Here is a 25,857-nt window from a genome sequence, read left to right on the forward strand (position 1 = left end):
GGGCTAGACATGCTACAGGCAGATAGGCGGCAAGCGATTTTAGAGATTTTAGCCAAAGAAGGCAGTATAAAGACCAGTCAAATCAGCACGCGTTTACAAACCACCCGGCAAACCATCCATGCCGATTTAGAATTTCTACATAATGAAGGTAAACTCACCATGGTGAGAGGCGGAGCCGTCCAAAAGAAAACCTCTGCTGAGGACTCTGCTATGGTTAGACGGCAATATTTCCAAGCAGAAAAAGCAGCCATTGGCAAATTGGCTGCTAGTCAGGTGGATCATGGGGATACAATTTTTATCGATATGGGCACCACGGCCTTAGCTATGGTAGACCACTTGGCGGACAAGGAGGGCCTGTCGGTGGTGACTAATTCAATCGAAATTGACTAACGTTTATGTCTCCAGGACCGGCACAAAATCAGCTTGACAGGTGGACAAGTTAGAAATGATGAATTTTCCTTGTCAGGGGCAGATAGCCAGCAAATGTTAAAACGAGTCTTTGTCGACAAGGCATTTTTGGGTGCTGGCGGCATCTCCCGCCGAGCAGGTGTGACTGACTATCATTTTGCTGAAGCAGAGCTGCGCCGGATTATTATGGCTAATGCCCGCTTTAATTACCTGTTAGCCGATTCAAGCAAGCAAGGCGTTGTAGCTGTTTCTAAATATGCCGACTTAGCTGATATTGATTACTATCTGAGCGATAATTTGGTCAATAAACCGCTCAAGCAAGCCCTAGAAGAGGCCCAGGTTCAGGTTTTATTAGCCGCTAGCTGACGATAAGCAGCTAAAACTTGGAAATTGGGTACCAATATGCTACAATATTATTCAGCTGATTTTTATCGGCTTAACACGGGGGTGTTTTCTGGATTCGACAGGCGACTCCCGGTGTATGACTACTATCCGCAGGTGACGACTGCGTAATAACGTCTCAGAGTAAAATTAACTGACAAAAACGAAAACCAAACTTTAGCTTTCGCTGCCTAAAAACAGTGAGCTAAGATCCGTCTAGCATCACCTATGTGCTAGGTCCGGGTCCTATTGCAGTAGGTTACGCCCTGAGCTTCCACCTGGAGCATAGGGGAAGAGATTAACCAGGTCCGCCAAGGGAAGCGGTTGTTGCTGTCCGCTCCTACGGCTAAACTAAACAGACAACTATGATGGTAAAAGTTGTATAACTGGCTCGTCTGGACAGGGGTTCGACTCCCCTCACCTCCATGAAGGCTTAATTGAGAAGCCGCACCAACAAGTAAAAACGGAGCTAATCGTTGATAAAATAACGATTAGCTCCGTTTTTACTTGTTTGGTTAATTGATAAAAGGGCATATTTGACAAATATTTTGCACTCATTTTGCACCGTATAATACTAGTAATAAGTTATAACAAAGCGACCTATTTTATCGTGTCTCAAAACACTACACTAATTAAGCAAAAACATGTATAGAACTACCGCCCACGACGCTATTTTTAATATGCACTACTCTAACGAGGCTAGAATGTGTAGAGAAATATCGCACCTACTGCAGATCCCTAAATTCACTACCTTAAATAGGGGAGAACGTGTAGAGAATCGTCACATCCAATATCAAACACCAGAATTCACTACCTAAAATAGACCAGATTATGTAGAGAAAAGCCGCACTTGAACCTTTCTGTTCCAATTTACTATCCTAACTAGGTTAGATCGTGTAGAGACCGCCACCTCCAGAGCCAGTTCCTCAATTCACTGTCCTAACTTACCCATAAAGTGTAGTGAATACTCTAAGCTATTTAAGCCAAATGCTAAAAAGCCCACTACCTCAAAACACCACAAAAAAAGCTAGGCGATTAGCCTAGCTTTCTCTATATCTATACTATTTTAAATCTTTCAAACGGGCATTTTTAACATCTGCGATGGTTTGGGTACCAGCTAATTGCATCACGCGTTGTAGGTCTTTTTCGAAGTATTCAAAGACTGATTTAACACCTTTCCAACCGCCTAAGGCAAGAGAGAAGAGGACAGGGCGACCGATAGCAATGATGTCAGCACCTGATGCCAGAGCCTTGAAGATGTGCTCGCCACGGCGCACACCTGAGTCAAAGACGATTGGTACACGGCCAGCAACTGCTTCAGCGATTTCTTCAAGTACTTCAAATGAACCTGGGGCACCATCTAATTGACGACCACCGTGGTTAGATACCCAGATACCGTCAGCGCCATTGGCAATACCAGCGATGGCATCTTCAGGTGTTTGTACACCTTTAAGGAAAACAGGTAGGCCAGAGTATTCTTTAATGAAGCGAATATCATCTAGGTCGATTTTTTGTTTAGATTGACCGTAGATATTATTTAAGGACATATTGGCACCAGTACCGGTTAGGTAGCGAGATACGATTGGCATACCGAATGGGTAAACGAATTGGTTTTTATCATCGCGGTCCCGGTTACCTGAAACCGTTGCATCTGCAGTTAGGATGATAGCAGAAGCACCGTCCTTTTTAGCTTCGTCTAAGATATTTTTATTTAATTCATCATCTTTAGACATGTAGATTTGGAACCAACGTGGGGTATCACCTAGACCAGCGTCAATTTCTTCAAAGCTGGCACCTGAATATGCTGAGATTGACATCAATGAACCGCCAAATTCGGCAATCCCTTTAGCTGTACCTGCTTCTTTAGATTCGTGGGCTAAACCGTGGGCAGCGATCGGCGCCATAATGAATGGTACTTTTAATTCGTGCTCAAAGATACGAGTATGGGTATCAGGGAATTCAACATTAGCAGCAACACGTGGTAAGATGCCTTTATAGTTGAAGCACTCCACATTACGGCGGAGGGTGAACTCATCACCAGAGCCACCAGCCATGTAGTTGAAACCACCGTGAGGGACGATTTCACCAGCCATATCCTCTAACTCGATGGTATTAATAATGTTTAATTCTTTCACTTCACTTGGGGCGTTGTAGTTAATTTCTGACATAATAATTACTCCTTTAAATATATAATTGCTTAAACTTGCCAGAACTTAATGGCGCCTGGCAGCCATGTTATCAATCTAAACTAAAGACCTTGCCTGGATTTAACATATTATCTGGGTCCAGGGCTTGTTTAATACTTTTCAGGACCTGCATATAGCTTTCGTCCTTGAAGTAGTGGAGGTATTCTTTCTTCTCTAGGCCAACACCGTGTTCAGCCGAGAGTAGGCCACCTTTTTCGGCCACATAAGGGAAGAGGTCATTTTCATAGGCTTTTTTAGTATCTGCCCATTCCTGGTCATTTTGGTCATCACGGAGGACACAAATATGGATATTACCGTCACCAGCATGACCGAAGAAACCAGTTTGGACATTATATATTTCGCCTAAACGTTTGCCTTCGACTACTAGGTTAGTAAACTCATGGTTAGGAACGACTGGGTCGTACATCTTCCAGTCACCACGGTTGGTGATGCCGTTAAGGATGTTGTCGCGGATTTCCCACATGGCTACAGCCTCTGTTTCAGATAACTCGCGAACTTCCACCGCACCAGCTAGCTGACCTAATTGCTCAATGGCTTGGACTTGGAAATCAAGGCCATCAGCTGAGTTCTCTGCTACAGTGGTTAGTAGGAAGGCTTCACCTTTAACTTCAGGCATTTTCTTATTAATAAACTCTTCAGAATAACGGATACCTGACTCCTCTAAGAGCTCCAGGGCAACAGGTTGAACAGGCGATTTAACCACCTCATAGATGGCATTAGCCACACCATCTAGGCTAGGGAAGCCCATAATAATTGATTTTTCAAAGGCAGGTCTTGGTAAAATCTTCAATTGGAATTCGGTCATGATACCCAGGGTACCTTCAGTACCGATGAATAAATCCTTAAGATCATAGGCAGTGGCGTCTTTTTTGTTTAAAGAACCAGCATGGAGTTTTTCACCATTAGCTAAAACCACATCGAAGCCGCGGATATTATCTCGGGTCACGCCGTATGAGATAGCCCGCATGCCACCAGCGTTGGTAGCTGCTGTCCCACCAATAGAAGCATTTTTATTGCCAGGGTCAGGTGCATAGAAGTAAGGGGTCTCGGCTAAAAATTCTCTGAATTGAGCTAGAGTTACGCCGGCCTGAACATTTAAAGTCAGGGTTTTATCATCTAAGCCGAGGATTTTATCCATTTTTTCTAGGCTAATCAACCAGGCATTATCCTGTGGGTAAGTAGCTGAGGTGAGTCCGGTTTGGCTACCAACTGTCACTACTTTCTTACCAGCCTGTTTAGCTTCTTTCATAAAGTCTTGAACTTCTTCAGTAGATTTTGGAAAGGCAATTAACTCGGCTGAACCAGCTTGGTCTTCTTCCATGTAGGTTTTTAAGTATTTATCGGCAACAGTTTTGTCTATTTCCATTGGCGTCCCTCCTGTAATGTAAGTGTTTACATAAATATCTTACCTGAAAGAAATTGAAAGTCAACGCTAGATAAAAAAATCATTCGAATTCTAAGTGACGTGAAAACAATCACATAACTGAAATAGTGACGGACTAGGTTTCAGCAAAAAACAAATTGTATTTTAAGCCCTTACATTACTTGTATATAAATGATGTATACCTTTACATTTTTAGATAGCTTTGAGCTAGAAATAGTGAATAATTTATTGTCGTCAAGTAAAAAGCTATGATAAGTGGGACTATATATGAAGGAAATTATTTTTATTAAAAATATTGATAAATATTGAATGGGCTATTGTATTTGGATATCTGATGTTCTATAATGTAATATTTTGCTTTCTGGAATTTATTTGTCATTTATGTTATACTTATATATAGATGCAAGGTACTAGAGAGAAAGAGGCGTTGGTATGACCATCAAAGTAACTCCAGATATGCAGACATTAGTAGAGTCGGAATTGCGACGGGGCACGAGCAAGTCTCGAATTGCCAGTTTGCTAGAACTAACCTATGAAGAGGCTTCAGAGGTGATTGACCAAGTCAATGAAGCCATCCGTCCCGATATTGGCGACGTAATTCGCTTCTCTTTTAGAGAATGCTCTATGGCTGGTCGCATTGAAAAATTATTGACTAATTCTGCGGTTGTTGTGATAAATTGGGATTATTCAGATCGAACTATGTACGATACTTGCGAAGATCGTACCATCGTTAACTTTAAAGATATTGAGGAATTTGTAAATGTTGAGGCAGGCTAAGCTTGTCTGTTTAAAAAAGGGTTTCAGCTTTGGCTGAAACCCTTTTCTTTTTTATTTGGATATCATTTACTTTTATAGAAAAAAAGGACTAATTAGACTACAATAAACTTATTAATGTCATTTGTTATTTATATAGTTTTAGAAACTAGTTGACAAAGTTTTGACAATAATATAATATAATTTTTGCTAGCTGATGAGGCTAGTCATGATGAAGGATTGAATGATATGAAGATAATAGCTAGTTCAGCTTACGTACCTGATCGTGTTGTCACTAACCAGGATCTAGAGAATTTGGTAGATACATCTGATGAATGGATCCAAAAAAGAACTGGTATCCAAGAAAGACGTATTGCTGTTAATCAATCGGCCACTGAGATGGCGAGTCAGGTCGCTAAAGAACTATTAGCGGATAGCAAGATTGACCCAGATGCGGTTAAACTGATTATCTGCGCTACCATGTCGGCTGACCACAGCTCACCGTCAACAGCAGCTGGTGTTCAGGCCGCTATTGGGGCCACAAATGCCATGTGTTTTGATTTAGCGGCGGCTTGCTCAGGCTTTGTTTATAGCTTGAGTGTGGCTAGTAAAATTTTAGCTAGTCACGACCAAGGCTATGCCATCGTGATCGGTGTAGAAAAAATGTCACGTATTATCGATTGGCAAGATCGGACCACCTGTGTCCTCTTCGGTGATGGAGCAGGCGGGGTCTTACTCGAAGCTGGGTCGGATTCATTTGTCTTAGCCGAGGACCTCAAGGCTGATGGCAGCCAGGGCCAGGCAATTTTGGCTGGTGGTCACAATGCACCCAATCCTTTTAACCAGCTTGAATCCGCCAGTGACTTCTATATGCAGATGGATGGCCGGGCAGTCTATGACTTTTCCACCCGAACCGTGCCTCAGCAAATAGCGGACGTCCTAGCAGGGGCAGGCAAGGCAGTTGACCAAATTGACTACTTTGTACTCCACCAGGCCAACCGGCGCATGCTTAAGGTGATGGCCCGTAAGCTGGGGATTAGTCCAGATCAACTACCAGTAAACCTAGATAAGTATGGTAATACATCAGCCGCTTCGGTACCGATTTTATTGAATGAATTGGTTAAAGAAGGTAAAATAGGGCTAGATCAGGATCAGACAATTGTTTTATCTGGCTTTGGTGGCGGGTTAACCTGGGCATCAATGGTCATTAAAATTTAAAATTTATGGAGGATATATATTTATGTCAACTTTTGAAACAATCCAAGAATTAATCGCAGACCAATTAGATATTGAAAAAGAAGAAATCAAGGAAACAACTAATATCCGTGAAGAATTAGAAGCGGACTCATTAGACTTGTTCCAAATCATCAACGATATCGAAGATGAATTTGATGTTGAAATTGATGAAGAAGAAGGCATCAACACTGTTCAAGACTTAGTTAACTTTGTTGACGCTAATAAATAATTTACTGTAAAACAGATAGTTAATAGTTAGAGGTTGATCCATCCCGTGAAGACAAATTTTTGGCAAACATTAGGTGTAAAGTATCCCATTATTCAAGGCGCCATGGCTTGGGTAGCTGACGCTGACTTAGCGTCAGCAGTTTCCAATGCCGGTGGACTTGGCGTAATCGGAACTGGCCACGACTCGGTTGACATGATCCAGGCCAAGGTGGAAAAGGTAAAAACCTTAACAGATAAACCTTTCGCCGTTAATGTGATGATGTTAAATAAAGAAATCGACCAGGTGGTGGACTACCTATGCCAGGCCGGGATTTCTACCGTAACAACGGGGGCAGGTTCCCCAGGTAAATATATGGACCAATTTAACCAGGCTGGTATCAAGGTCATTCCAGTCGTGGCGTCGGTGGCCCTAGCCCGGCGGATGGAAAAAGATGGTGTTGACGCCATTATCGTAGAAGGTATGGAGGCTGGGGGCCATATTGGTAAGCAAACGACCATGGCCCTAGTCCCTCAGGTTGTTGATGCCGTATCTATTCCGGTAGTAGCTGCCGGGGGTATCGGTGATGGCCGGGGGATGGCAGCAGCCTTTGCCCTGGGTGCCTGTGGTATCCAGGTGGGGACGCGCTTTGCAGCCTCCAAAGAGTCCAATGCCCACCCTAACTTTAAAAAGCGGATCTTTAAGGCCAAGGATATTGACACGGTTGTAACCGGTGAAGTAACTGGCCACCCCGTCCGTGTACTTCGTAATAAATTGACCCGGGAATATCTCGCCCTAGAAAAACAATTGACTGGCCAAGAAAATCCTGATCTCAGTCAGTTAACGACTTTAGGTGCTGGTGCCCTTAGGCGCGCAGTGGTAGATGGTGATTTAGACCGGGGCTCCTTTATGGCAGGCCAGATTGCTGGCTTGATTAAAGAAGAGGAGTCTTGCGAGGAAATTATCCAATCCTACATGCGTGTTTGCCAAGCCACCATCATGGACCAGGCCAAGTTATGGCAGTCTGATGATATTTAGCTAGTTTAATAATTTATAACTAGCAATTAGGCTTAATAAAGGGGATATCTAGCTTAAAGCTGGATAGCCGCGTCAAAAGAAAAGGTAGTGGAACCAAGAGGTAACACTACCTTTATTTTATAAACACATTAACTATAAATGAGAGGGAGACTATGACATTAGCTTTTATGTTTTCTGGCCAAGGTGCCCAATATACCGGCATGGGCCAGGATTTATTGGCTGCTTATCCAGAATTAACCAGCTACTTTGACCGGGCTAGTCAAGTGGTTGGCTACGATATGCAGGACCTATGTTTTAACCAGACTGAGAAAATCCATTTAACTGAATATACCCAACCGGCAATCTTAACCGTCTCAACCGCCATCCACCATTTGCTAGATCAGGCTGGGATTGAGGCTGACTATTTGGCCGGCCTTAGTTTAGGTGAGTACTCGGCCCTAGTTGCTGCTGGTGTCTTGGATTTTGACCAAGCTGTGCGGATTGTCCAAAATAGAGGGCGCTTTATGGCTCATGCCGTCCCGAATGGGGTCGGCAAGATGGTGGCGGTTATGAACGCTGACCGTGACTTGATTGAAGAAATTTGTGCTGCTTGTCGCGACCAACTGGGTAGCTATGTTGCCCCGGCAAACTATAATACACCTAAACAAATTGTCATTGGCGGCGACAACCAGGCCGTTGATTTAGCCTGCGAAAAATTACAGGCCGCTGGGGTCCGTAAGCTGATTCCTTTACAGGTTTCTGGCCCCTTCCATACCGCCTTACTAGCACCAGCTGCCCAAGAATTGGCTGATTATATAGCAGATGAGGACTTTAAGCCGCTAGCTAAGCCGGTTATCTCTAACACTACTGCCCGGCCCCATACTGACCAAGACCTCAAGGCGCGTCTAGCCGACCAGGTCATGATGGGTGTCCGCTGGCAAGATTCCATTGACTACCTGATTGACCAGGGGGTAGATACCTTTGTTGAATTGGGACCGGGTAAAACCCTCATGAAATTTATGAAGCAAATTGATAAGTCTGTCCAGGCTTACCATGTTGAAGATGTGGCTAGTTTAGAAAAGACTTTGGCCGCCTTGAAAGGAGACTAGTTCGTGTCTGATAAAAAAACGGTTGTGATTACAGGAGGTTCGCGCGGTATTGGTGCCGCCATTGCCCACCGCTACGCCCAAGAAAATTATAATATTGCTATTATTTCTCGGTCCGGTTCTCAAGCTGACCATATCCAGGCCCTAGAAGCCGAGGGTGTTCAAGTGGTCGATTTGAAGGGGGATATTGCTGATAGCGATTTTGCCAAGGCTGCAATTAAAGAAATCCGCTCACATTTTGGCCGCATTGATGTCCTAGTCAATAATGCCGGTATTACCAAAGATGGCTTAATGATGCGGATGAAATCTGATGCCTTTGACGATGTCCTAGCGGTTAACCTAAAAGGGGCCTTTAACATGATGCAGGCGGTGTCTAAGGTCATGTTAAAACAAAAAGCCGGTGCCATTATTAATATGGCCTCGGTTGTGGCCCAGACTGGTAATGTGGGTCAGGTTAACTATGCGGCTTCTAAGGCTGGGTTAATCGGTATGACTAAGACAGCTGCGCGTGAGTTGGGTGGTTTTGGCATCACAGTGAACGCCATTGCCCCTGGCTATATTGAAACGGAAATGACAGATGCCATTCCAAACGAAAACAAAGCAGCCATGCTAGCCATGATTCCCCTCGGTCGTTTTGGCCAGGTGGATGAAATCGCAGATGTATGCTACCACCTTAGCCAAGCGACTTATATTACGGGTTCGACCATTGATGTCAATGGCGGCATGTACATGAATTAGGAGGATGCTATAATGACAGAGAGAGTTGTAATCACCGGCATGGGTGCCATCACCCCCTTAGGTAATGATGTAGCTACTTATTGGTCCGGTCTCAAGGCTGGTAATCATGCCTTTGGTCCCATCACTAAGTTTGATGCCAGTGAATTGGGGGTTAATTTAGCTGCTGAGGTTAAAGATTTCAAGGCCAAGGACTATATGGACCGTAAAGAGGCTAAACGCATGGATCCCTATTCTCAATATGGCATCGCCGCCTCCCAAGAAGCCATCAAAGATGCTGGATTAAACCTGGCTGACTTAGATACTGAGCGTTTTGGTGTTTATTTCGGTACCGGCATTGGTGGTATCCAAGAGATTGAAACCTCTATCAGAAAGATGCTGGACAAGGGACCAAAACGCGTGAATCCGCTCTTTGTTCCCATGGCCATTTCTAATATGGGCGCAGCCAATATTTCTATGAATTTGGGTCTCCATGGCCCGGCTTTGACCATGGTAACAGCCTGTGCCTCTGCCAATAACGCTATTGGTGAAGCCTTCCGCTACATTAAGCATGGTTATGCTGACTACATGTTAGCCGGTGGGGGTGAGTCTTCTATTAATGAAATCGGGATGGCTGGTTTTGATAACCTGACTGCCCTAAACGATACGGATAACCCTGACCGGGCTTCAATTCCATTTGATAAGGACCGGGCTGGGTTCGTCATGGGTGAGGGTGCCGGCATGCTCGTTTTAGAATCCCTATCTTCAGCCCAGGCGCGCGGTGCTAAAATTTATGCGGAACTTGTTGGCTATGGCGCTACCTCTGACGCCTATCATTTGACAGCCCCACGTGAAGATGGCATGGGGGCGGTTAAAGCCATGAACCTGGCCCTAGCTGAAGCAGGTCTGAGCCACGAAGATGTTTCTTATATTAATGCTCACGGTACCTCTACACCAGCTAATGATTCATCGGAAACAGCCGCGATCAAAACAGCCTTTGGAGAGGAACTTGCCCACAAAATTCCTGTTTCGTCTACTAAGTCAGCCATTGGTCACTTATTGGGTGCGGCAGGTGCCGTGGAAGCTATCGCAGCCATCAAAGCCATTGAAGAAGGTTTTATTCCGCCAACTGTTGGCTACCAAGAGCAGGATCCAGCCTGCGATTTAGATTATGTGCCAAATGAGGGCCGGGCTGCCGATGTTCAGGTAGTCCTATCCAATACCCTAGGCTTTGGCGGCCATAACACTGTACTATGTTTTAAGAAGATTGAGGCGTAAGTATATGGATATTAATGAAATGAAAGAACTGATTGCGGCTGTTGACCAGTCTAGCATTCAGGAATTTGAAGCAAATGACCAGGATTATGCCATTCGTATTTCAAAACTAACTGAACCCAAACCGATCATTACTGGTGGGATGTTAACAAATCCAAATGATATCACTGACCAGCCAGTAGCTAGCAGTGTCAGCTCACTTGACCAAACTTATGTAAACCAGCCAGAAGTTAATCAAGCTGCTGAGTCTGCTGTTAGCAATGGCACTTTGATCAAGTCGCCAATCGTAGGGGTAGTATACCTACAACCAGCTCCGGATAAGGATGTCTTTAAAGAAGTTGGTGACTCAGTGCGTGAGGGCGAGACCTTGTGTATTGTTGAAGCCATGAAGTTGATGAATGAAATTCCATCAACTGTAGCCGGCAAGGTGGCTAAGGTCTTGGTAGAAAATGGTCAAGTGGTTGAGTATGACCAACCCCTGTTTGAAATCATTTAAGGAGGCTAGTATGAAGGCAGAGAATAAACCAATCTATACGGCAGCGGAAATAATGGACATTATTCCTAACCGCTATCCAATTTGCTATATTGATCGGGTCGATGAACTGGAGCCAGGTAAGCGGGTTGTTGCCCGTAAAAATGTGACGATTAATGAAGATTATTTCCAGGGACATTTCCCTGGTAATCCAGTCATGCCTGGTGTATTGCAGGTAGAAACCCTGGCCCAAGCCGGTTCTATTCCTTTATTGTTGTCGCCTGATTTTGAAAATAAAACGGCCTATCTGGCTGGTTTGGATAAGGTGCGCTTTCGTGAAAATGTCGTGCCGGGTGATGTCTTAACTGTGACCGTGGATATTCATAAACTAAAACGGCGGATGGGTAATGCAACCGGCGTGATCACTAATGAATATGGTCGGGTAGTTTGCCAGTGCGAAATGACCTTTATTATTACTGAAATTGACCAAACCGTGTAAGGTAGGGATAAGATGTTTGAAAAGATTCTAATTGCCAACCGGGGTGAGATAGCTTGCCGGATTATCCGGACCTGCCAAGAACTAGGCATTGCAACTGTGGCTATATATTCTACCGCTGACCGCGATGCCCTCCATGTCCGTTTGGCTGACCAGGCAGTCTGCATTGGCGGCCCCCAGTCCAGTGATTCTTATTTGGATATGCAGGCCATTCTAAGTGCGGCCTATGTCACTCAGGCCCAGGCCATTCATCCTGGTTTTGGCTTTTTGGCGGAAAATGCTAAATTCGCCCGACTCTGCCAGGAGATGAATATCAAATTTATTGGTCCCAGCCCCGATGTGATTGACAAAATGGGCGACAAGCAGCATGCCCGGCAAACCATGATTGCTGCCCAGGTACCAGTAACACCTGGTTCAGAGGGCTTTATTACGACAGTTGACCAGGGCTTAACAGTTGCCCAAAAAGTTGGCTACCCTGTGCTTTTAAAGGCAACGGCTGGTGGTGGTGGCAAGGGTATGCGGGTGGTGGCGTCTCCTGCAGACTTAGACCACCAATTCCATGAGGCCCAGAGAGAAGCCAAGCAAGCCTTTGGTGATGACCGCCTTTATTTGGAGAAAATCATTGCACCTGCCCGCCATATTGAAGTCCAAATTATTGGTGACCAGGCAGGCAATGTTATCCACCTGGGTGAGCGCGAATGTTCCCTCCAACGTAACCACCAAAAGGTCCTTGAAGAAACACCGTCGCCTTTTATCAGTGACCAGACGAGAACTGCCATCACCCAGGCAGCGGTGCGAGCTGGCGCGGGAGTGGGCTATGAGGGGGCCGGGACGATTGAATTCTTGGTTGACAATGATCAAAACTTCTATTTTATGGAAATGAATACCCGCATCCAAGTAGAACACCCAGTTACCGAAGAAGTAACAGGCGTCGATATTGTGGCGGAACAAATTCGGGTAGCAGCTGGCTTGCCACTTTCCTATGACCAAGAGGATATTATCTTTGAAGGCCACGCCATTGAGTGTCGGATTAATGCCGAAGACCCTAGCCAAAACTTTATGCCAGCTATGGGCACCTTCGATTTTATCCACTTTCCTCAAGGCGGCTTAGGTCTGCGCATTGAAAGTGCTGTTTATCCAGGCTACCAAATGCCTGCCTTTTATGATAATATGATTGCGAAAATTATCTGTCGCGGCGAAGATCGCGACCAAGCTATCAGTAAAATGCGCCGGGCCCTAGCAGAACTGGATATTCAAGGCGTTAAGACCAACGCCCGGATGCAGGCTGCCCTGGTAGCAGACGCTGGCTTTATTGCTGGTGAATTTAATAATAATTATCTGGAAGAAGTCTTCTTGCCAAGCTGGCTCAGCTCGGAGCTTTAGAAGATAGGAAGGAAGTTGAGTGATGGGTTTTTCCCGCCGAAAGTCATATATAAAAATACCTAGTCGTAATGATCAAAGCAAACGACCAGTGGACAAAAATAATGCCCCTACCATTCCTGATGGAATGTGGCAAAAATGTCCTAACTGCAAGCAAACGGTTTTAAGTGATGATCTAGGGGATAATAAAGTCTGCCCACATTGTAACTATCATTTTCGCTTGGCCAGTAAGGACCGCTTAGCTATGGTGTGTGACCATGACAGCTTTGAGGAATTATTTGTTGATGACACCATTAACAATCCCTTGGACTTTCCCGGCTATGCAGATAAGAAAAAAGCAGCCCAGGACAAGACTGGTCTAGACGAGGCAATTGTGACAGGCGTGGGCCGCATCCTCAATTATCCAGCTTGTATCGGTGTCATGGATGCACACTTTATGATGGGCTCTATGTCAGCCATGGTGGGGGAAAAGATTACCCGTCTGTTTGAATATGCCCTGGACCACCGGATGCCAGTCATTATTTTTACTGCTTCAGGGGGTGCCCGGATGCAAGAGGGCATCATGTCCTTGATGCAGATGGCCAAGGTTTCCCAGGCTGTGGCCCAGCACAGCCAAGCTGGCCTGCTCTATATACCGGTTTTGACGGATCCAACGACCGGTGGGGTCACAGCTTCTTTTGCCATGCAGGGCGATATTATCCTGGCCGAACCTGGTGCTATGATTGGTTTTGCTGGTAAGCGGGTGATTGAACAGACGATCCGCCAAGAATTACCAGAAAACTTCCAGACGGCTGAACACCAACTTAAGCATGGTTTTATTGATATGATTGTACCCCGTTGGAAGATGCAAGTCGTTTTAGCTGAGTTGCTGTATCTCCACCACCAGGAAGTAGGTCGCTAGAGCTATGAGTAATGAAAATAAAAACCAGCCAAAAACTGTCCTTTCACCTAGCCAGGTGGTAGAGGCAGCTAGACGTATTGATCGGCTGACTAGTTCGGAAATTATTGACCAAATATGTGATATCTTCTATGAATTTCATGGCGACCGCCTCTACGGGGATGACCCAGCCATCTATGGTGGTATGGGCCAGATTGGTGATCACAAGGTAACTATTGTCGGTACCGAGAAGGGCCATACCATTGAGAGTAATATCGCTAGGAATTTTGGCTCTCCCCATGCCGAGGGCTACCGCAAGGCAATCCGCCTGTTTAAACAGGCAGAGAAATTTAACCGTCCGGTCATTACCTTAATCAATACCTCTGGTGCCTTTTGTGATACCGAGGCTGAGGACCGGGGAGTTGGAGAAGCCATTGCCCAATCGATGCAGGTCCTGGGCCAACTCAAGGTACCGGTCATTGCCATTCTAATTGGTGAGGGTGGGTCAGGCGGTGCCTTGGCCCTGGCCACAGCCAACCAGGTTTGGATGATGGAGCAAGCCATGTATTCGATCTTATCGCCAGAAGGCTTTGCCACGATTTTATGGAAGGATGCCAGTCGTAAGGATGAAGCAGCAGAATTAATGAAATTTACTGCCACCGACCTTTATGACCTGGGCGTGATTGATAAAATTATTCCCGAACTCAAGGCCAATGGCGACAAGCTCAGCAACCGGCGCCTGCTTCGCCAATTAAAAACTTTGATTACCAGCAGTTTAGACGAGATGGCGACCTGGTCGGCTGACCAATTAGTAAACCAGCGCATTAGTCGCTTCCGTAAATATTAGTATTTAAGCCAGTTTACGCTGGCTTTTTTGTGTTTAAAGAAGAGTTAAAGAATAAATTCGTATGCTTTTTTATCATATGTTAGATGAAGAATATTAATTAAATATTATAACTTTAAAAGGCGATGAATATAGAATCCATCGCCTTTTCACTTACAGGATTAAATCCCAGTAAGTTTATCGGGTTACAATAGAATTTAGTTAAATCAGCACCAATAGTCTTAATGTATTAAATCTTATTGTCCATTAAAACTTTTCACAAGAGATCTTTAAATTTCTTGTTAGATCACCTAGAATGGATTAAAGGAGGATTTTAAAAATATGAGATTATCACCTGATTCACGTAAGATTAATGAAATATTCAGTATGAATTCAGATAGTAAATATATCATTCCTGTTTATCAAAGAGATTTTTCATGGAGAAATGAAAATATCGAAGAATTATTTACTGATATTTTAAATGAGGATCGTGGTTACTATTTAGGAAATTTATTAGTTACCCCAAACAGTGACAATGAAAGTTTTTTTGATGTAGTTGACGGTCAGCAACGCTTGACAACAATTTCTCTATTACTGCTTGGTATTTATGATATTTTAGATGATTTAATCATTAATTCGGAACAAGATAGTATTGATGAAAATAATCGTAGAAGAGCTAATCGTATAATAAGTGATATACCAAGACAATTATTATATGATGAAACAGATATGGAACCTTCGCTTGAGCTTAGAGGTTTAAACGCCGATCTCTATAAAGATCTTCTTAATAGAATGTCTGACACACAAGAATTTACTCCTCATAAGCATCGCATAATGGGCAAAAGATATGATTATATACAAGGATTACTTAAAAGTGAATTCATTGATGATTCGCCTACTAATCTTGCTGTAGAAAAAATAAATACTTTTTATGATAAATTAATATTTGCAGAATTACTACGAATTAAGGTTGATGATTTAACTGATGCCTTTACAATCTTTACTTCCTTTAATGCTAAAGGGCAACCACTTACCCTAATTGATTTATTGAAATCGTATTATTTAGAAAAGGCAGTTGACGTTATTGATACCAATGAAGCAGAAGAAAAATGGTTAGCATTAATTTCTATATTTTATGATGATAACTCTGAACCTATGTCAAGTGATATCACACAATTTCTACAAAATAACTATGACGCATTTGAAAACCCAACATCTTCATCGGTTACTAAAAGTAAGTCTTTAAAAGCCTATCAAAAATTATTCCGTATTAAAGGGGAACCATATATTAGAGAATTAACTGAACATGCCCAAATTTACTCTTTGATAAATAATAAATTAGTTAATTCAGCTGAAATAATTAGTAATCCAAAAATCACTGAAGAGATTTTGTCCTATTTAACTGAAATATATAATTTAGAAGCTACAACTGCTTTCCCATTCATTATGTTTATGCTGAGAGCGTATTTAAATGATCAAATTGATCAAAATTTAATGATAGATACCTTATCTTATATTAAGAATTATTATGTTAGACGTAACCTTACACTTGTGCCAAAATCATCAAATATACGGGCTAAAGTTTTAGGAGCTCTTAAAGAAATTAAGGAGAATCAAATTAACCTATCCGATTCACTGGAAATCTTTAAAGAAAAAATGAATAGTATTGCTGTAAGTGATAGTGAATTTGCCCACGCACTAAGGCAAGATATTTATGATGTTAACTCTAAAACAGCCAGAATTATTTTAATCGATTTAGAACGTAAGTATGGCTCATATTTTGATCCTAAACAGAATCCAGATACTCTCGATGAGGAGATAGGTAAAAATAAAAAAAGATGGACGCTTGAACACATCATGCCGCAAACCAAAAACTTATCATCTGAATGGGTAGAAATGCTTGATACACATGATAATTATTCTGAAGATGACATTATTAAAGAGCAACAAGCCCATATTCACAAAATAGGTAATTTAACCCTAACAGGTTATAATGCTGAACTATCGGCAAAAAGTTTTACTTCAAAACGTGATTATCAATCTAAAGATAATAAGAAGTATACTGGTTTACGCACACCGCTTTATTTAAATAAATCGATTCCTAATGAAGATGAGTCGATTGATTCTAAAAGCCATTGGAATATCAAAGATATTAATCGGCGCACGGAAATTTTAGCAAAGGCAGCCGAAAAACTATATCAAATTTTTTAGTCAAAAGCTGTTATCGATTATCCTGGTGCTAGCTACCAAAATAATGCTCTAAATAGTAAACTTTATATGCGTAAACAAGTGCTTAGACTTGTTCTCATAAAAACACATCACTATTTTGTGAGTAGCAAACTTAATATATTCAAAAAAATCGTCAAACGCTTAATTGTTAGGTGACAAAAGTGTTTGACGGTTTATTTTTTATAGCGTAATAGTGGGGGGAAAATCTCAGCTTAATTAGGTGGATGGTTATTTACCAATCATGCCCCTGGTGGCGGGCCTGGTAGAATTGAGTCAATCGCTTACTGATTTGATCCTTTTGTTTTAGTAGGCTAGTTAAGCCGGCTAGGAGTTCTTGAGAAGTATCCGCCATGGCCATCTCATCCTTTTGTTGGATAATCATTTCTTCCACTTCCTGGCAGGGCGCCTGGTCATAGAAGGTATCAAGGATTTGGCTAATTTGCTGGCGTAAACGGTCTTTTCGTTGGTTTTCCATAGCCTTAATTTCATCTAGGGCGGCTAGAATCTGCCGATAGGGGACTTGTCTAGTCATGCGGCCATCCTTAACAACCACATATTCTTTGATAAAGGGGGAAATACCGGGATAGAGACCGTTAATTTGATAGTAACCATCGTATATCTGCCAGACGCCGGGACGGATCTCTGGTTGAAAATCACGGCGCAATTTAAAAGTGGGATCTTCATCAGTAATTTCAGCTAGCCAGGCCCGGCTATCTTCACTTAGGGGGGCAAGTTTCAATTCGTGGTAAATCATAGGGCATCCTTTCCTTACTTTTAATTGGAGAGTGGTCTAGTTTTGCGCTTGAAGGCGCTTAAAAAAATTAGCTAGCAGGGTGGTCTAACATGTTATTTGGACTTTAATCATGTATAATTAAGTGACTATAATTAAGGGGAGCGATGATGATGATTAAATTAAAAAAATTAGGCTTGGTTACTGCTAGTTTATGCTTGTTGGTCGCTTGCGGTCAAGGGTCGTCAGGTGATGACCAAGCGAGCCAGGCCAATCAGTCGTCTAGTGAAGTGGCTAGTGAACAAAAAGACCAAGCGAGCCAAGGCGGGGAATTAGCTGATTTTCAGGCCTATATGGACCAATTGGGATCAGGACAAAAGGTTGATTTTGACCAGGCCCTGGCTGAGACACAAGCAGCTATAGACAAGAACTTGACCTTAGAAAATGGCCAGATTGACTCGCTGGTGAGTGCTGAAATGCAGGGGGCCAAAACGCAGAACTTTACCAAAATTGACTTTGAACGTACCGGTGAAAATCCTGGTGACTATGATGCCTTGATAAGTGTCCACCCAGTAGGTGCCCATGCTAATCAATCCAGCCCGAGCCAGCAGGCTGCCATTGTTGATGGTATTTACTATTCTGCTGTGGTTGATCCAGATCAAGCGAGCCAGCGGCAGTGGACCCAGAATAATGAATTAGAGGCTGATAGCCAGGGGGTTGTGTTTGACCTAATGGTGAATGAATTTTCTCGGGGCAATGTTACAGCTGATACGGTTGAACAAGTGACTGCTTATCAAGACGGTGAAAATAAAGTGTATCGTTTTGTCATGTCACAACCTGCCAAGGACAGTATTCTGGAAACCATTACTACCCAAGTAAGGGTTAACTACGAGCAAATGAAACAAGCTGCCGACGCCGGCGACCAGCAGGCCCAAGCCTTTATTGAAAATATGGGTGATATTGATGAGCTTGTCAATAGTTTCGCTGTAGCTGAATATGCAACTACTGTCCGGATTAATAAGGATGGCCAGCTTGATCTCTTGATGCAAGAGAGCCAAATTGATGCCAACGGGGAAAAATATACCTCGTCTAAATATGGGTCCAAATTAGCCATTAGTAATGACAAAAATGTGGCGGAGACTTTGAGTCAAGTTAAAACAGAAATTGCTAGTCAAACTCATTAAGTTAAGTAAAGATAGGAGTAACTTTCTTGACTAAACCATTAGACATGCCTAATGCCTATCAAAGCTACCTGAGAACCGGCATCAAAGCCTATATAACTGGTGATAAACTGGGGATGTTAGAAAACTTTGATTGCGCCAAGGCTTACCAGATTAATCATGAAGATTATTTGGCCAGTTTTTTCAGTATTTTGGCTGAGCACCAACTGATAGGAGAAATCATTAAGACCATTGATTGGTTAAACCAGGCCAATATCTTCAAAGATCCAAGTGACCTCTATCCTTATATCAACCTGCTAGCAAACTTTGACTTGGACCAGGCCACTGGCCAGACCCTACATGGTCAGGCTGCTTTTTTTGTTCTGGTGAACCAGGCCCTAGCCAATCTCTTGCCGCAAAAGGATGGGGTCAGACCTGACCAGGACCAGCTGGCAGCCAGCTTATCCCAATACCTTGACCGGGTTAATACTTTGTCTTTGGTGGACCAGGTCCAGGTCCAGTCTTTGCTAGCAGATTTACCGGCTGAGGTCCAAGTCAGCTGGGCCCGGTCATTTCTGGCAGCTGGTGCTAAAGGCTTGCTCAGAAGCGACCTCTTGCAGCTGGTGGCTAACCAGGTCGAAGCAGGTGATGATAACGAAATTGATTACCTTAATTTCAACCAGCGGCCGGCTGAAATCAAGCCTAGTGATTTAGCTAAGCTTGATTTGACTGCCTATATTAATGAAGGTCTGGCCTATATCGCTGAAATTAGTCAGGATGACCCTAGTCAAGAAGCTTGGCTAGAGGAAGAGTGGCGGTTATTGGCCTACTATTTTTATCCAGATTTTGACCTGCTCCAGGCTTGTCCCGGCCAAATTATTGATGCCCTCTTAGCCAATATCCAAGGACGTAGTCACTGGGATCAAGCCCTACTCAGCCTGGTCAATCAAGTGAGAAGGCAGCTATATCGTTAGGAGGGGACTGGATGATTAAAATTTATGTTGATGGTTCAGTTAAAAACCAGCAGGGGCCGGCAGGTATTGGTTTAATTTGGCTGGAAGATGGCCAGCAGGACCAATTGGCTTTTCCCTTGACTAAAGAACTTGATAACCACCAAGCTGAATTTGCTGCTCTGGTGATAGCCCTTGAACTGCTGGCCAAGAAAGAAAAATTTGCTGAATGGATTCAAATCTTTACGGATTCTAAAACGGTCTACCAGGCAGTTCAAAAAAATTATACTAGGCAGGCTAGCTACCGACCTTGGTTGGACCAGGTGGTCAGGAAATTAGCTGACTTTGATAACTTATATATTAATTGGATTCCTGAAAAACAAAACCGAGGGGCCGATAATATGGCCCGTCAGGGTTTGCATATGGCCCTAGATAAACTAAAAAGACAATAAAATATCTTAATAGTTGATGTATGCAGCTAGGGCCACTGTCCAGCTGTTACAATTAATACCCAGAAGATAGACCTGTTTATGCTGTTCAGAACACTTTTAGCTGGACCCTAGATACAAAAATTCTAATTTTGAAAGAAGGATGCGAAAGATGATCATTAATTTTAAAAAATTTGGGCTAATTGTGACCAGTCTGGCCTGTCTAGCGGCCTGCAATCAAACTGATAATGAGTCGGCTAATAATGATGATGCGACTCCTAATAGCAGCCAATCTCAAGCATCAAAAGCGCTACCAGCTAACCAGGATAAACAGACCGAATCCGCAGCCAATCAGCAACAAGATTTTAGCGGTCAAGTAATCGACCAGTCTGATTTTGCTAGCTATCAGGCTGGTCTAACAGATGGCCAGCCAGTTGATCCGGATAAGGTTTTAGAACTTATCCAAGCCGCCCTTGACAAGAATCTCCAGTTGGATAATGGCCAGTTTAGTCACACTATCATTCTTACTGATAGCAATCAAGCTAGTAAACAAGCCACTCAAGAAGTGACTTTTGAAGCTACTGGCTCAGTTGACCAGTATAATGCTCTGGTGACAAAGTATGATGACTCTAGCCAAACTAAAGCAAATAGCCACATGGCTAGAATTGGTGGTCACTACTACGAAGTTAAGGCCAGTCAAAATCAGGCTGGTGACAAGCAATGGCAGCAGGCTAAGGAAGTCATTGAAATCCCCTTCAACCTGCTAGATAATGACTTTACTAGGGGAGACTTGACCAGAGCAAAAGTCAGTCAGGTCACCCACTACCTGGATGGCCAGGATCATGTTTATCATCTTGATATGTCACAGGCAGCGAAAGAACAGTTACTGGCTGAAAGTCAGCAGTTTGTCAAAGATAATTATCGAGCGATTATCGCTGAAGCTGGCAACCAATATGGCCAGGAGCACTTAACCACTTTCGGAGATGTGACTGACCTGCTGGCTGATATTAGTGTGGCTGATTATGGTATGACTGTGCGAATTAACCAGGCCGGATACCTAGATTTAATTGTCAAAGAAAGCCAGTTAGACTACCAAGGTCAAGTCTACCAGCGTTTATTAGATGGGTCCCAATTGCTGGCTGCTAATAGCAACCAGGTTAAACAGCAGTTAGACCAAGTCAAGGCAGATATTAAATAAGACAAGAATAAAAAAGCCAATCATCGACGGCATCACTAAGATGTGCTGGTGATTGGCTTTTTATAATGAGCAATTAGTTTACTTGGCCGATTTTCTAGGCGGTCGTTTGCCCCAGTATTGGAAGAGGTCTGTTCTGAGGGCACCGTTATAGAGCTTACGCTTTTTAGTAGCTTTTTGGCCGTAGTAGTCTTCAAAGGCTAGGTCTGAGGTTAAGATATATTTAGACCAGGTTTCTAAAGGTTGATAGACTTGCCCCATCTCTTGGTAGAGCTTGTGGACCTGGTCTTCATCGTTTAAGCGTTCCCCATAAGGTGGGTTGGCAACAATGACCCCATATTCTTTTTTAGTGGTAAAGTCAGCCACCTGCATCTGTTTAAAGGTGATTTGGTGGTCGACACCGGCAGCAATAGCATTGGCCTTAGCAATGTCAATCATGCGGTGGTCAATATCGGCAGCTAGAATATCTAATTGGACATCTTGGTCAATGGCTGCCAGCGCAGCTTGGCGGGCAGTTTGCCATTCTTGCTGGCGGAAAATATCCCAATCTTCACTAATATTATGGCGTTGGATACCTGGTGCCATGTTCATACCTATCATGGCAGCCTCAATGGCAATGGTGCCTGAGCCACAGGTTGGGTCGTAGAAGGGCTTGTCTGGATACCAATTGGTTAATTTAACCAGGGCGGCAGCCATATTTTCTTTTAGGGGGGCCCCACCTTTTTCGGTCCGGTATCCACGTTTAAATAATGAAGTGCCAGAAGTATCAAGGGTAATTAAAGCCTTGTCCTTGTGGAGGGCGACCTCAATGGGGTAGGTCACCCCTGTTTCTGGTAATTTACCCCGGCGATGGTAAACGGTGGCTAGGCGGTCGACAATAGCCTTTTTAGTTAATTTTTGCAAGTTTGGTACGGAATGAAGTTTAGATTTAACAGACCGGCCAGCAACTGGAAAGGCGGCATCCATGGGTAAAATATCTTCCCAGGGCAGGGCTTTAACCCCTTCAAAGAGTTGGTCAAATGTGGTGGCCGGGAATTCGCCCATAATGATTTTTATGCGGTCAGCGGTCCGTAAATTAATATTTGTTTTGGCAATGTCAGCTAGATTGCCAGTAAAGCGGGCCCGCCCATTTTCTACTTCAACCTGGTAGCCCATCTCACGTAGTTCTTGGCCAACTAAGGCCTCGATGCCAGCCGCGGCAGTGGCAATTAGCTTAATGTTTTCAAAATCCATTTGATACTCCTTTTGGCAATTATGTTTCGTTTACTTTTAATTTAAAAAAAGGTTGGCATCAGCCAACCTCAGCATGTAGATTTCTATAAGCCATGTTCTGTTCCATTACTCTTGCTAGGAGCAATTTTGGTAATCATCTATCTACCTAATGGTCCGCCCGTCAGTTCATTTCCCTTTGGGCAGTGCCCCGACCAATGTTTGGGTTGCTCGCTCGAGGGGTTTACCCGTTCCAACTAGCGCATTTCTTTGCTAGATCGTCTCTGTGGCACCTTAGGCTGTTTGCCCACCTAGCCGAAACCTTAGTGGGGACCAGCGCCGTCAACTTAATGCCTTAGCTTATTTTTTCGCTAAGCACGAACACTACAAGCATCGCAGCTTGTGCGAGCATGGACTTTCCTCAGCTAGCTATTGCTAGCCGTGATTACCCGAAACCTACAGTAGATAATTATAACATTAAATTTTACTGATAACTATAAAATTTAATAAATAATGGTATCATCGGTCGTTTCCATATCACGGTCGTCTTCGATATTACGGCGATGATGACTGCCGAAAACAGCCTTTTCTAGGTTGGACAAGCGACGGATGATATCGTAGTTAGTGGTACCAGCGGTGGGTTGGCTGCCTGGCTTACCAGCAATTTTTATATCATCGTCGGTATTTTTTTGCTTATTCCGTTGCCGCAGTCGGTCAATTTCATTTTTTAGGCTGGCGATTTCTTTTTCATAAGACTCATAGTCACGGATAACTAGGTCTAAGAATTCATCAACCTCTTCTGTATTAAAGCCTCTTAAGGCAGGCTTAAATTCTTTTTGCAAGATTGCTTTAGTCGTTAAGTTACGTTTGGTCATGCCAATCAACACCTCATATTAATAGTCTTTACTAGTATAGCATATATTAGAGGCTAGAGTTCCGCAAAAGCGTGAAAAATAAGTTAAGCTTGATTGTCATCAGCTGAAAATAAGCTATAATAAGGATATTACATAAGAAATTAGGGATTAGTTTGAAACATACAGATAAATTATTTTCATACATAGAAAGCCGACTCCAGGCTAGTCAGGTGACCTATCCTTGGCAATTAAGAGCTGGTCAAGCCGAGGACCATATTGATTTAGAGGTCTTAGTTGACTTACCTGGCAATCTGCCGGGAAACCTTTATCAAGATGGGGAGGGTGAGCCAGTCATTAATCCAGATTATCTGCGCCTGCATATTCAATTTGACTACCGGGCCCTGGCTGACCAGGACAGTGACAGTGACTTAATTTACCGATTGGGCCCCTTAGCTGGCCAAGCTGGATTCCAATACGGGCAGATTGATATTTACCTAGAAGCAGTAAGTTTACTAGTCAGCCAAGCCCGTGTCCAAGTCCATGACTTAATGAATGGTCAGGGCTATGGTTTAGAGTTAGCCTGGCCAAGTCATTTTGTCAACCAATCCCTAACTAGCAGGCAGGCAATTGGCCGCTATGATGACCGTTTAATTTTGGAGGATGAAGACTAATGGCATGGCTAGAACTAAGCTTAAGATTACAAGAGGCGGATCCAGATTCGGTCTCAGCCTTTTTAATAGATATTGGCGCACTGGGGACCGAAATTATTGACCAGCGTGACGTTGACCAATTTCCTGATGATTACTTGGGTACCATTACCCAAGGCATGGATTTATCCCGCTATCAGGACCAGCCACTAGTTAAGGCCTATTTTGACCAAAATAGTGACCAGGACCAACTTTTAGACCAAATCCATCAAGCTTGGGGCAGCCAAATTAGCCCCGACCAAGTGAGCTTTAACCGCCTCGAAGATCAAGACTGGGGTTCGGCTTACAAGACCTATTATCAACCCATCCAGTTATCCCGTTATTTAAGAATTGTCCCGCTGTGGCAGCAAGACCAAGACCAGGCCAGTGACCAAGACGGCCAGGCGATTTATTTGGATCCCGGTTTAGCCTTTGGTACCGGTAGCCACGCTACTACCCAAGTCGCTTTAAAGCTGTTAGAATTAACCATTCGTCCCGGAGACCGGGTTTATGATGTGGGTACGGGATCGGGGATCCTAGCGATTGCTGCTGCTAAATTTGGCGCCTCTTGGGTAAGGGGACTCGAGTATGATGGCCAAGTCTTGGATACTGCCCGGGAAAATGTTGTGGTTAACCAGGTGGACCAGGTGGTGGAAATTGCTCAGGCAGATTTGCTAGCTGGTCAAAGTGACCAGGTTGACTTGATTACTGCCAATATTGTGGTTGAAATCTTATTACCACTGGTACCGCAAGCCTATGATTTGCTTAAAGTCCAAGGACGCTTGTTACTATCTGGTATTTATAAAGATAATATTGACCAAATGCAGACTTGTTTACGTGACCATAATTTTGCTATTGAACTTGTCGTCCGGCGTGGTGACTGGTATGGTATTTTGGCTAGCAAGGGGAGGGATGCTTCTTGCAAAGATATTTTGTAGACCAATGCTTAAATCCTCAGGATAGTTTCCCCTTATCCAGGGCTGATAGCCATCACATCAGCCGGGTTTTGCGGATGCAAATTGGTGACCAGGTCCAGGTGGTTGACGGCAACCACCAGCTGTATCAAGCTGAAATTATTGACCTAGCTGACCTTGTGACAGTCCAGTTGGGTGATCGCTTGGATATTGAGACCGAGCTACCAGTCCAGGTCGCGGTTTTTTCTGGCCTAGCTAAGGGTGATAAATTTGAGTGGTTGGTTCAAAAATTGACCGAACTAGGTGTCTACGAATTTTATCCGGTGGCCATGCGCTATTCAGTCGCTAAGTGGGAGCCAAAAAAAGCCGACAAAAAAGTGTCCCGGCTACAAAAAATCATGCAGGCAGCGGCTGAACAGTCGAAACGCTTAGTTGTCCCGGTCTGTCAACCCTTGCATACTTTTGACCAGGCCTTGAGCCAATTAGCTAATTATGATTATGTTATCGTCGCCTACGAAGAGTCTGCTAAACAAGGCGAGCGGTCGCAACTGGCCCAACTTTTAAATCAAGTCAAACCAGGAGAGCGACTAGCCTTAATCTTTGGTCCGGAAGGGGGATTAGCGCCCCATGAAATTGAGGTGCTTAGCCAATTAGAAAACTGCTATTTGGTTGGCCTTGGACCGCGGATTATGCGGACGGAGACAGCACCCTTGTATGCCCTAGCTTGCATCTCGTACGTCTGTGAATTAAACTAAATAGCTAAAAATC

25 protein-coding genes, 2 other RNA genes and 1 pseudogene are annotated in these 25,857 nt (G+C 43.7%); 22 read left to right on the plus strand and 6 right to left on the minus strand.

Annotated elements, in window-relative coordinates; translation table 11 throughout:
• Positions 1 to 9: 9 nt before the first annotated feature.
• Positions 10 to 774, plus strand: a pseudogene (locus AWM75_RS08820) (DeoR/GlpR family DNA-binding transcription regulator).
• A gap of 77 nt (positions 775 to 851) precedes the next feature.
• Positions 852 to 1,218: a transfer-messenger RNA gene (gene ssrA, locus AWM75_RS00095) on the plus strand.
• 632 nt (positions 1,219 to 1,850) lie between these two features.
• On the opposite strand, the gene AWM75_RS00100 is transcribed toward ssrA, so the two are convergent.
• Both AWM75_RS00100 and AWM75_RS00105 read right to left on the minus strand, forming a co-directional pair.
• Entirely contained in the window at positions 1,851 to 2,957 is a 1,107-nt protein-coding gene (locus tag AWM75_RS00100) for an alpha-hydroxy-acid oxidizing protein (protein WP_067977145.1), read from the minus strand.
• A gap of 70 nt (positions 2,958 to 3,027) precedes the next feature.
• Complete coding sequence (locus tag AWM75_RS00105; RefSeq protein ID WP_067977146.1) at positions 3,028 to 4,362, minus strand: FAD-binding oxidoreductase; 1,335 nt, start codon at positions 4,360 to 4,362, stop codon at positions 3,028 to 3,030.
• Between the two features lie 450 nt (positions 4,363 to 4,812).
• On the opposite strand from AWM75_RS00105, the gene AWM75_RS00110 reads away from it, so the two are divergent.
• The 13 genes from AWM75_RS00110 to AWM75_RS00170 all read left to right on the plus strand — a co-directional run bounded on the left by AWM75_RS00110 (position 4,813) and on the right by AWM75_RS00170 (position 16,945).
• A complete protein-coding gene (locus AWM75_RS00110) occupies positions 4,813 to 5,157 on the plus strand; it encodes a DUF2187 family protein (RefSeq protein ID WP_067977147.1) in 345 nt (114 codons plus the stop codon).
• 216 nt (positions 5,158 to 5,373) lie between these two features.
• Positions 5,374 to 6,351 (plus strand): beta-ketoacyl-ACP synthase III, encoded by a 978-nt coding sequence (locus AWM75_RS00115; RefSeq protein WP_200778301.1) that lies wholly within the window; start codon positions 5,374 to 5,376, stop codon positions 6,349 to 6,351.
• 22 nt (positions 6,352 to 6,373) lie between these two features.
• Positions 6,374 to 6,598, plus strand: coding sequence for an acyl carrier protein (locus AWM75_RS00120; protein ID WP_067977149.1), 225 nt, complete (start codon positions 6,374 to 6,376; stop codon positions 6,596 to 6,598).
• A gap of 45 nt (positions 6,599 to 6,643) precedes the next feature.
• Positions 6,644 to 7,612, plus strand: coding sequence for an enoyl-[acyl-carrier-protein] reductase FabK (fabK, locus tag AWM75_RS00125; RefSeq protein WP_067977150.1), 969 nt, complete (start codon positions 6,644 to 6,646; stop codon positions 7,610 to 7,612).
• A 152-nt stretch (positions 7,613 to 7,764) separates the two neighbouring features.
• Complete coding sequence (gene fabD / locus AWM75_RS00130; RefSeq protein WP_067977151.1) at positions 7,765 to 8,700, plus strand: ACP S-malonyltransferase; 936 nt, start codon at positions 7,765 to 7,767, stop codon at positions 8,698 to 8,700.
• A 3-nt stretch (positions 8,701 to 8,703) separates the two neighbouring features.
• Complete coding sequence (locus AWM75_RS00135; protein ID WP_067977152.1) at positions 8,704 to 9,435, plus strand: beta-ketoacyl-ACP reductase; 732 nt, start codon at positions 8,704 to 8,706, stop codon at positions 9,433 to 9,435.
• Between the two features lie 12 nt (positions 9,436 to 9,447).
• Positions 9,448 to 10,689 carry a beta-ketoacyl-ACP synthase II gene (gene fabF / locus AWM75_RS00140; RefSeq protein WP_067977153.1) on the plus strand — a complete coding sequence of 414 codons (1,242 nt, stop codon included), beginning with the start codon at positions 9,448 to 9,450 and terminating at the stop codon, positions 10,687 to 10,689.
• 4 nt (positions 10,690 to 10,693) lie between these two features.
• Positions 10,694 to 11,182, plus strand: a complete 489-nt coding sequence (accB, locus tag AWM75_RS00145) for an acetyl-CoA carboxylase biotin carboxyl carrier protein (protein ID WP_067977154.1) — start codon at positions 10,694 to 10,696, stop codon at positions 11,180 to 11,182.
• Between the two features lie 10 nt (positions 11,183 to 11,192).
• Positions 11,193 to 11,657, plus strand: coding sequence for a 3-hydroxyacyl-ACP dehydratase FabZ (gene fabZ, locus AWM75_RS00150; RefSeq protein ID WP_067977155.1), 465 nt, complete (start codon positions 11,193 to 11,195; stop codon positions 11,655 to 11,657).
• Positions 11,658 to 11,669: 12 nt separating this feature from the next.
• Positions 11,670 to 13,037, plus strand: a complete 1,368-nt coding sequence (accC, locus tag AWM75_RS00155) for an acetyl-CoA carboxylase biotin carboxylase subunit (RefSeq protein ID WP_067977156.1) — start codon at positions 11,670 to 11,672, stop codon at positions 13,035 to 13,037.
• Between the two features lie 22 nt (positions 13,038 to 13,059).
• Positions 13,060 to 13,935, plus strand: coding sequence for an acetyl-CoA carboxylase, carboxyltransferase subunit beta (gene accD, locus AWM75_RS00160; RefSeq protein WP_067977157.1), 876 nt, complete (start codon positions 13,060 to 13,062; stop codon positions 13,933 to 13,935).
• A 4-nt stretch (positions 13,936 to 13,939) separates the two neighbouring features.
• Positions 13,940 to 14,758 carry a carboxyltransferase subunit alpha gene (accA, locus tag AWM75_RS00165; RefSeq protein ID WP_067977158.1) on the plus strand — a complete coding sequence of 273 codons (819 nt, stop codon included), beginning with the start codon at positions 13,940 to 13,942 and terminating at the stop codon, positions 14,756 to 14,758.
• Positions 14,759 to 15,076: 318 nt separating this feature from the next.
• A complete protein-coding gene (locus tag AWM75_RS00170; protein WP_067977159.1) occupies positions 15,077 to 16,945 on the plus strand; it encodes a DUF262 domain-containing protein in 1,869 nt (622 codons plus the stop codon).
• Between the two features lie 250 nt (positions 16,946 to 17,195).
• On the opposite strand, the gene AWM75_RS00175 is transcribed toward AWM75_RS00170, so the two are convergent.
• Complete coding sequence (locus AWM75_RS00175; protein WP_067977160.1) at positions 17,196 to 17,717, minus strand: hypothetical protein; 522 nt, start codon at positions 17,715 to 17,717, stop codon at positions 17,196 to 17,198.
• A 146-nt stretch (positions 17,718 to 17,863) separates the two neighbouring features.
• Here AWM75_RS00175 and AWM75_RS00180 point away from each other — a divergent pair, with 146 nt between their 5' ends.
• The 4 genes from AWM75_RS00180 to AWM75_RS00195 all read left to right on the plus strand — a co-directional run bounded on the left by AWM75_RS00180 (position 17,864) and on the right by AWM75_RS00195 (position 21,429).
• Positions 17,864 to 18,877 carry a hypothetical protein gene (locus AWM75_RS00180; RefSeq protein ID WP_067977161.1) on the plus strand — a complete coding sequence of 338 codons (1,014 nt, stop codon included), beginning with the start codon at positions 17,864 to 17,866 and terminating at the stop codon, positions 18,875 to 18,877.
• Positions 18,878 to 18,903: 26 nt separating this feature from the next.
• Positions 18,904 to 19,827: a hypothetical protein gene (locus AWM75_RS00185; RefSeq protein WP_067977162.1), complete on the plus strand. Its 924-nt coding sequence runs from the start codon at positions 18,904 to 18,906 to the stop codon at positions 19,825 to 19,827.
• A gap of 11 nt (positions 19,828 to 19,838) precedes the next feature.
• Positions 19,839 to 20,255: a ribonuclease HI family protein gene (locus AWM75_RS00190; protein ID WP_067977163.1), complete on the plus strand. Its 417-nt coding sequence runs from the start codon at positions 19,839 to 19,841 to the stop codon at positions 20,253 to 20,255.
• A gap of 148 nt (positions 20,256 to 20,403) precedes the next feature.
• Entirely contained in the window at positions 20,404 to 21,429 is a 1,026-nt protein-coding gene (locus AWM75_RS00195) for a hypothetical protein (RefSeq protein WP_067977164.1), read from the plus strand.
• Positions 21,430 to 21,507: 78 nt separating this feature from the next.
• Here AWM75_RS00195 and AWM75_RS00200 read toward each other — a convergent pair whose 3' ends face one another.
• The 3 genes from AWM75_RS00200 to gpsB all read right to left on the minus strand — a co-directional run bounded on the left by AWM75_RS00200 (position 21,508) and on the right by gpsB (position 23,510).
• Complete coding sequence (locus AWM75_RS00200) at positions 21,508 to 22,659, minus strand: THUMP domain-containing class I SAM-dependent RNA methyltransferase (RefSeq protein ID WP_067977165.1); 1,152 nt, start codon at positions 22,657 to 22,659, stop codon at positions 21,508 to 21,510.
• Positions 22,660 to 22,740: 81 nt separating this feature from the next.
• Positions 22,741 to 23,092: RNase P RNA component class B (gene rnpB, locus AWM75_RS00205), an RNA gene on the minus strand.
• A gap of 46 nt (positions 23,093 to 23,138) precedes the next feature.
• Complete coding sequence (gpsB, locus tag AWM75_RS00210; RefSeq protein ID WP_067977166.1) at positions 23,139 to 23,510, minus strand: cell division regulator GpsB; 372 nt, start codon at positions 23,508 to 23,510, stop codon at positions 23,139 to 23,141.
• Positions 23,511 to 23,662: 152 nt separating this feature from the next.
• On the opposite strand from gpsB, the gene AWM75_RS00215 reads away from it, so the two are divergent.
• The 3 genes from AWM75_RS00215 to AWM75_RS00225 are packed head-to-tail and all read left to right on the plus strand — an operon-like array spanning position 23,663 to position 25,844.
• A complete protein-coding gene (locus AWM75_RS00215; protein ID WP_067977167.1) occupies positions 23,663 to 24,160 on the plus strand; it encodes a hypothetical protein in 498 nt (165 codons plus the stop codon).
• Positions 24,160 to 25,113 (plus strand): 50S ribosomal protein L11 methyltransferase, encoded by a 954-nt coding sequence (gene prmA / locus AWM75_RS00220; protein WP_067977168.1) that lies wholly within the window; start codon positions 24,160 to 24,162, stop codon positions 25,111 to 25,113. Before AWM75_RS00215 ends, prmA begins: the two co-directional genes overlap by 1 nt.
• On the plus strand, positions 25,095 to 25,844 hold the full coding sequence (locus tag AWM75_RS00225) for a 16S rRNA (uracil(1498)-N(3))-methyltransferase (RefSeq protein WP_067977169.1): 750 nt from the start codon (positions 25,095 to 25,097) through the stop codon (positions 25,842 to 25,844). The genes prmA and AWM75_RS00225 overlap by 19 nt, the downstream gene beginning before the upstream one ends.
• The last annotated feature ends 13 nt before the right edge of the window (positions 25,845 to 25,857 follow it).

It is taken from the genome of Aerococcus urinaehominis, from assembly GCF_001543245.1.
Classification (GTDB): domain Bacteria; phylum Bacillota; class Bacilli; order Lactobacillales; family Aerococcaceae; genus Aerococcus; species Aerococcus urinaehominis.

What these genes read in the sequence shown, in the direction of transcription:
- AWM75_RS00100 (WP_067977145.1), bottom strand. Translation starts at nt 2,957, where the DNA reads ATGTCAGAAATTAACTACAACGCCCCAAGTGAAGTGAAAGAATTAAAC.
- AWM75_RS00105 (WP_067977146.1), bottom strand. Translation starts at nt 4,362, where the DNA reads ATGGAAATAGACAAAACTGTTGCCGATAAATACTTAAAAACCTACATG.
- AWM75_RS00110 (WP_067977147.1), top strand. Translation starts at nt 4,813, where the DNA reads ATGACCATCAAAGTAACTCCAGATATGCAGACATTAGTAGAGTCGGAA.
- AWM75_RS00120 (WP_067977149.1), top strand. Translation starts at nt 6,374, where the DNA reads ATGTCAACTTTTGAAACAATCCAAGAATTAATCGCAGACCAATTAGAT.
- fabD (WP_067977151.1), top strand. Translation starts at nt 7,765, where the DNA reads ATGACATTAGCTTTTATGTTTTCTGGCCAAGGTGCCCAATATACCGGC.
- fabF (WP_067977153.1), top strand. Translation starts at nt 9,448, where the DNA reads ATGACAGAGAGAGTTGTAATCACCGGCATGGGTGCCATCACCCCCTTA.
- accB (WP_067977154.1), top strand. Translation starts at nt 10,694, where the DNA reads ATGGATATTAATGAAATGAAAGAACTGATTGCGGCTGTTGACCAGTCT.
- fabZ (WP_067977155.1), top strand. Translation starts at nt 11,193, where the DNA reads ATGAAGGCAGAGAATAAACCAATCTATACGGCAGCGGAAATAATGGAC.
- accC (WP_067977156.1), top strand. Translation starts at nt 11,670, where the DNA reads ATGTTTGAAAAGATTCTAATTGCCAACCGGGGTGAGATAGCTTGCCGG.
- accD (WP_067977157.1), top strand. Translation starts at nt 13,060, where the DNA reads ATGGGTTTTTCCCGCCGAAAGTCATATATAAAAATACCTAGTCGTAAT.
- accA (WP_067977158.1), top strand. Translation starts at nt 13,940, where the DNA reads ATGAGTAATGAAAATAAAAACCAGCCAAAAACTGTCCTTTCACCTAGC.
- AWM75_RS00170 (WP_067977159.1), top strand. Translation starts at nt 15,077, where the DNA reads ATGAGATTATCACCTGATTCACGTAAGATTAATGAAATATTCAGTATG.
- AWM75_RS00175 (WP_067977160.1), bottom strand. Translation starts at nt 17,717, where the DNA reads ATGATTTACCACGAATTGAAACTTGCCCCCCTAAGTGAAGATAGCCGG.
- AWM75_RS00180 (WP_067977161.1), top strand. Translation starts at nt 17,864, where the DNA reads ATGATGATTAAATTAAAAAAATTAGGCTTGGTTACTGCTAGTTTATGC.
- AWM75_RS00190 (WP_067977163.1), top strand. Translation starts at nt 19,839, where the DNA reads ATGATTAAAATTTATGTTGATGGTTCAGTTAAAAACCAGCAGGGGCCG.
- AWM75_RS00195 (WP_067977164.1), top strand. Translation starts at nt 20,404, where the DNA reads ATGATCATTAATTTTAAAAAATTTGGGCTAATTGTGACCAGTCTGGCC.
- AWM75_RS00200 (WP_067977165.1), bottom strand. Translation starts at nt 22,659, where the DNA reads ATGGATTTTGAAAACATTAAGCTAATTGCCACTGCCGCGGCTGGCATC.
- gpsB (WP_067977166.1), bottom strand. Translation starts at nt 23,510, where the DNA reads ATGACCAAACGTAACTTAACGACTAAAGCAATCTTGCAAAAAGAATTT.
- prmA (WP_067977168.1), top strand. Translation starts at nt 24,160, where the DNA reads ATGGCATGGCTAGAACTAAGCTTAAGATTACAAGAGGCGGATCCAGAT.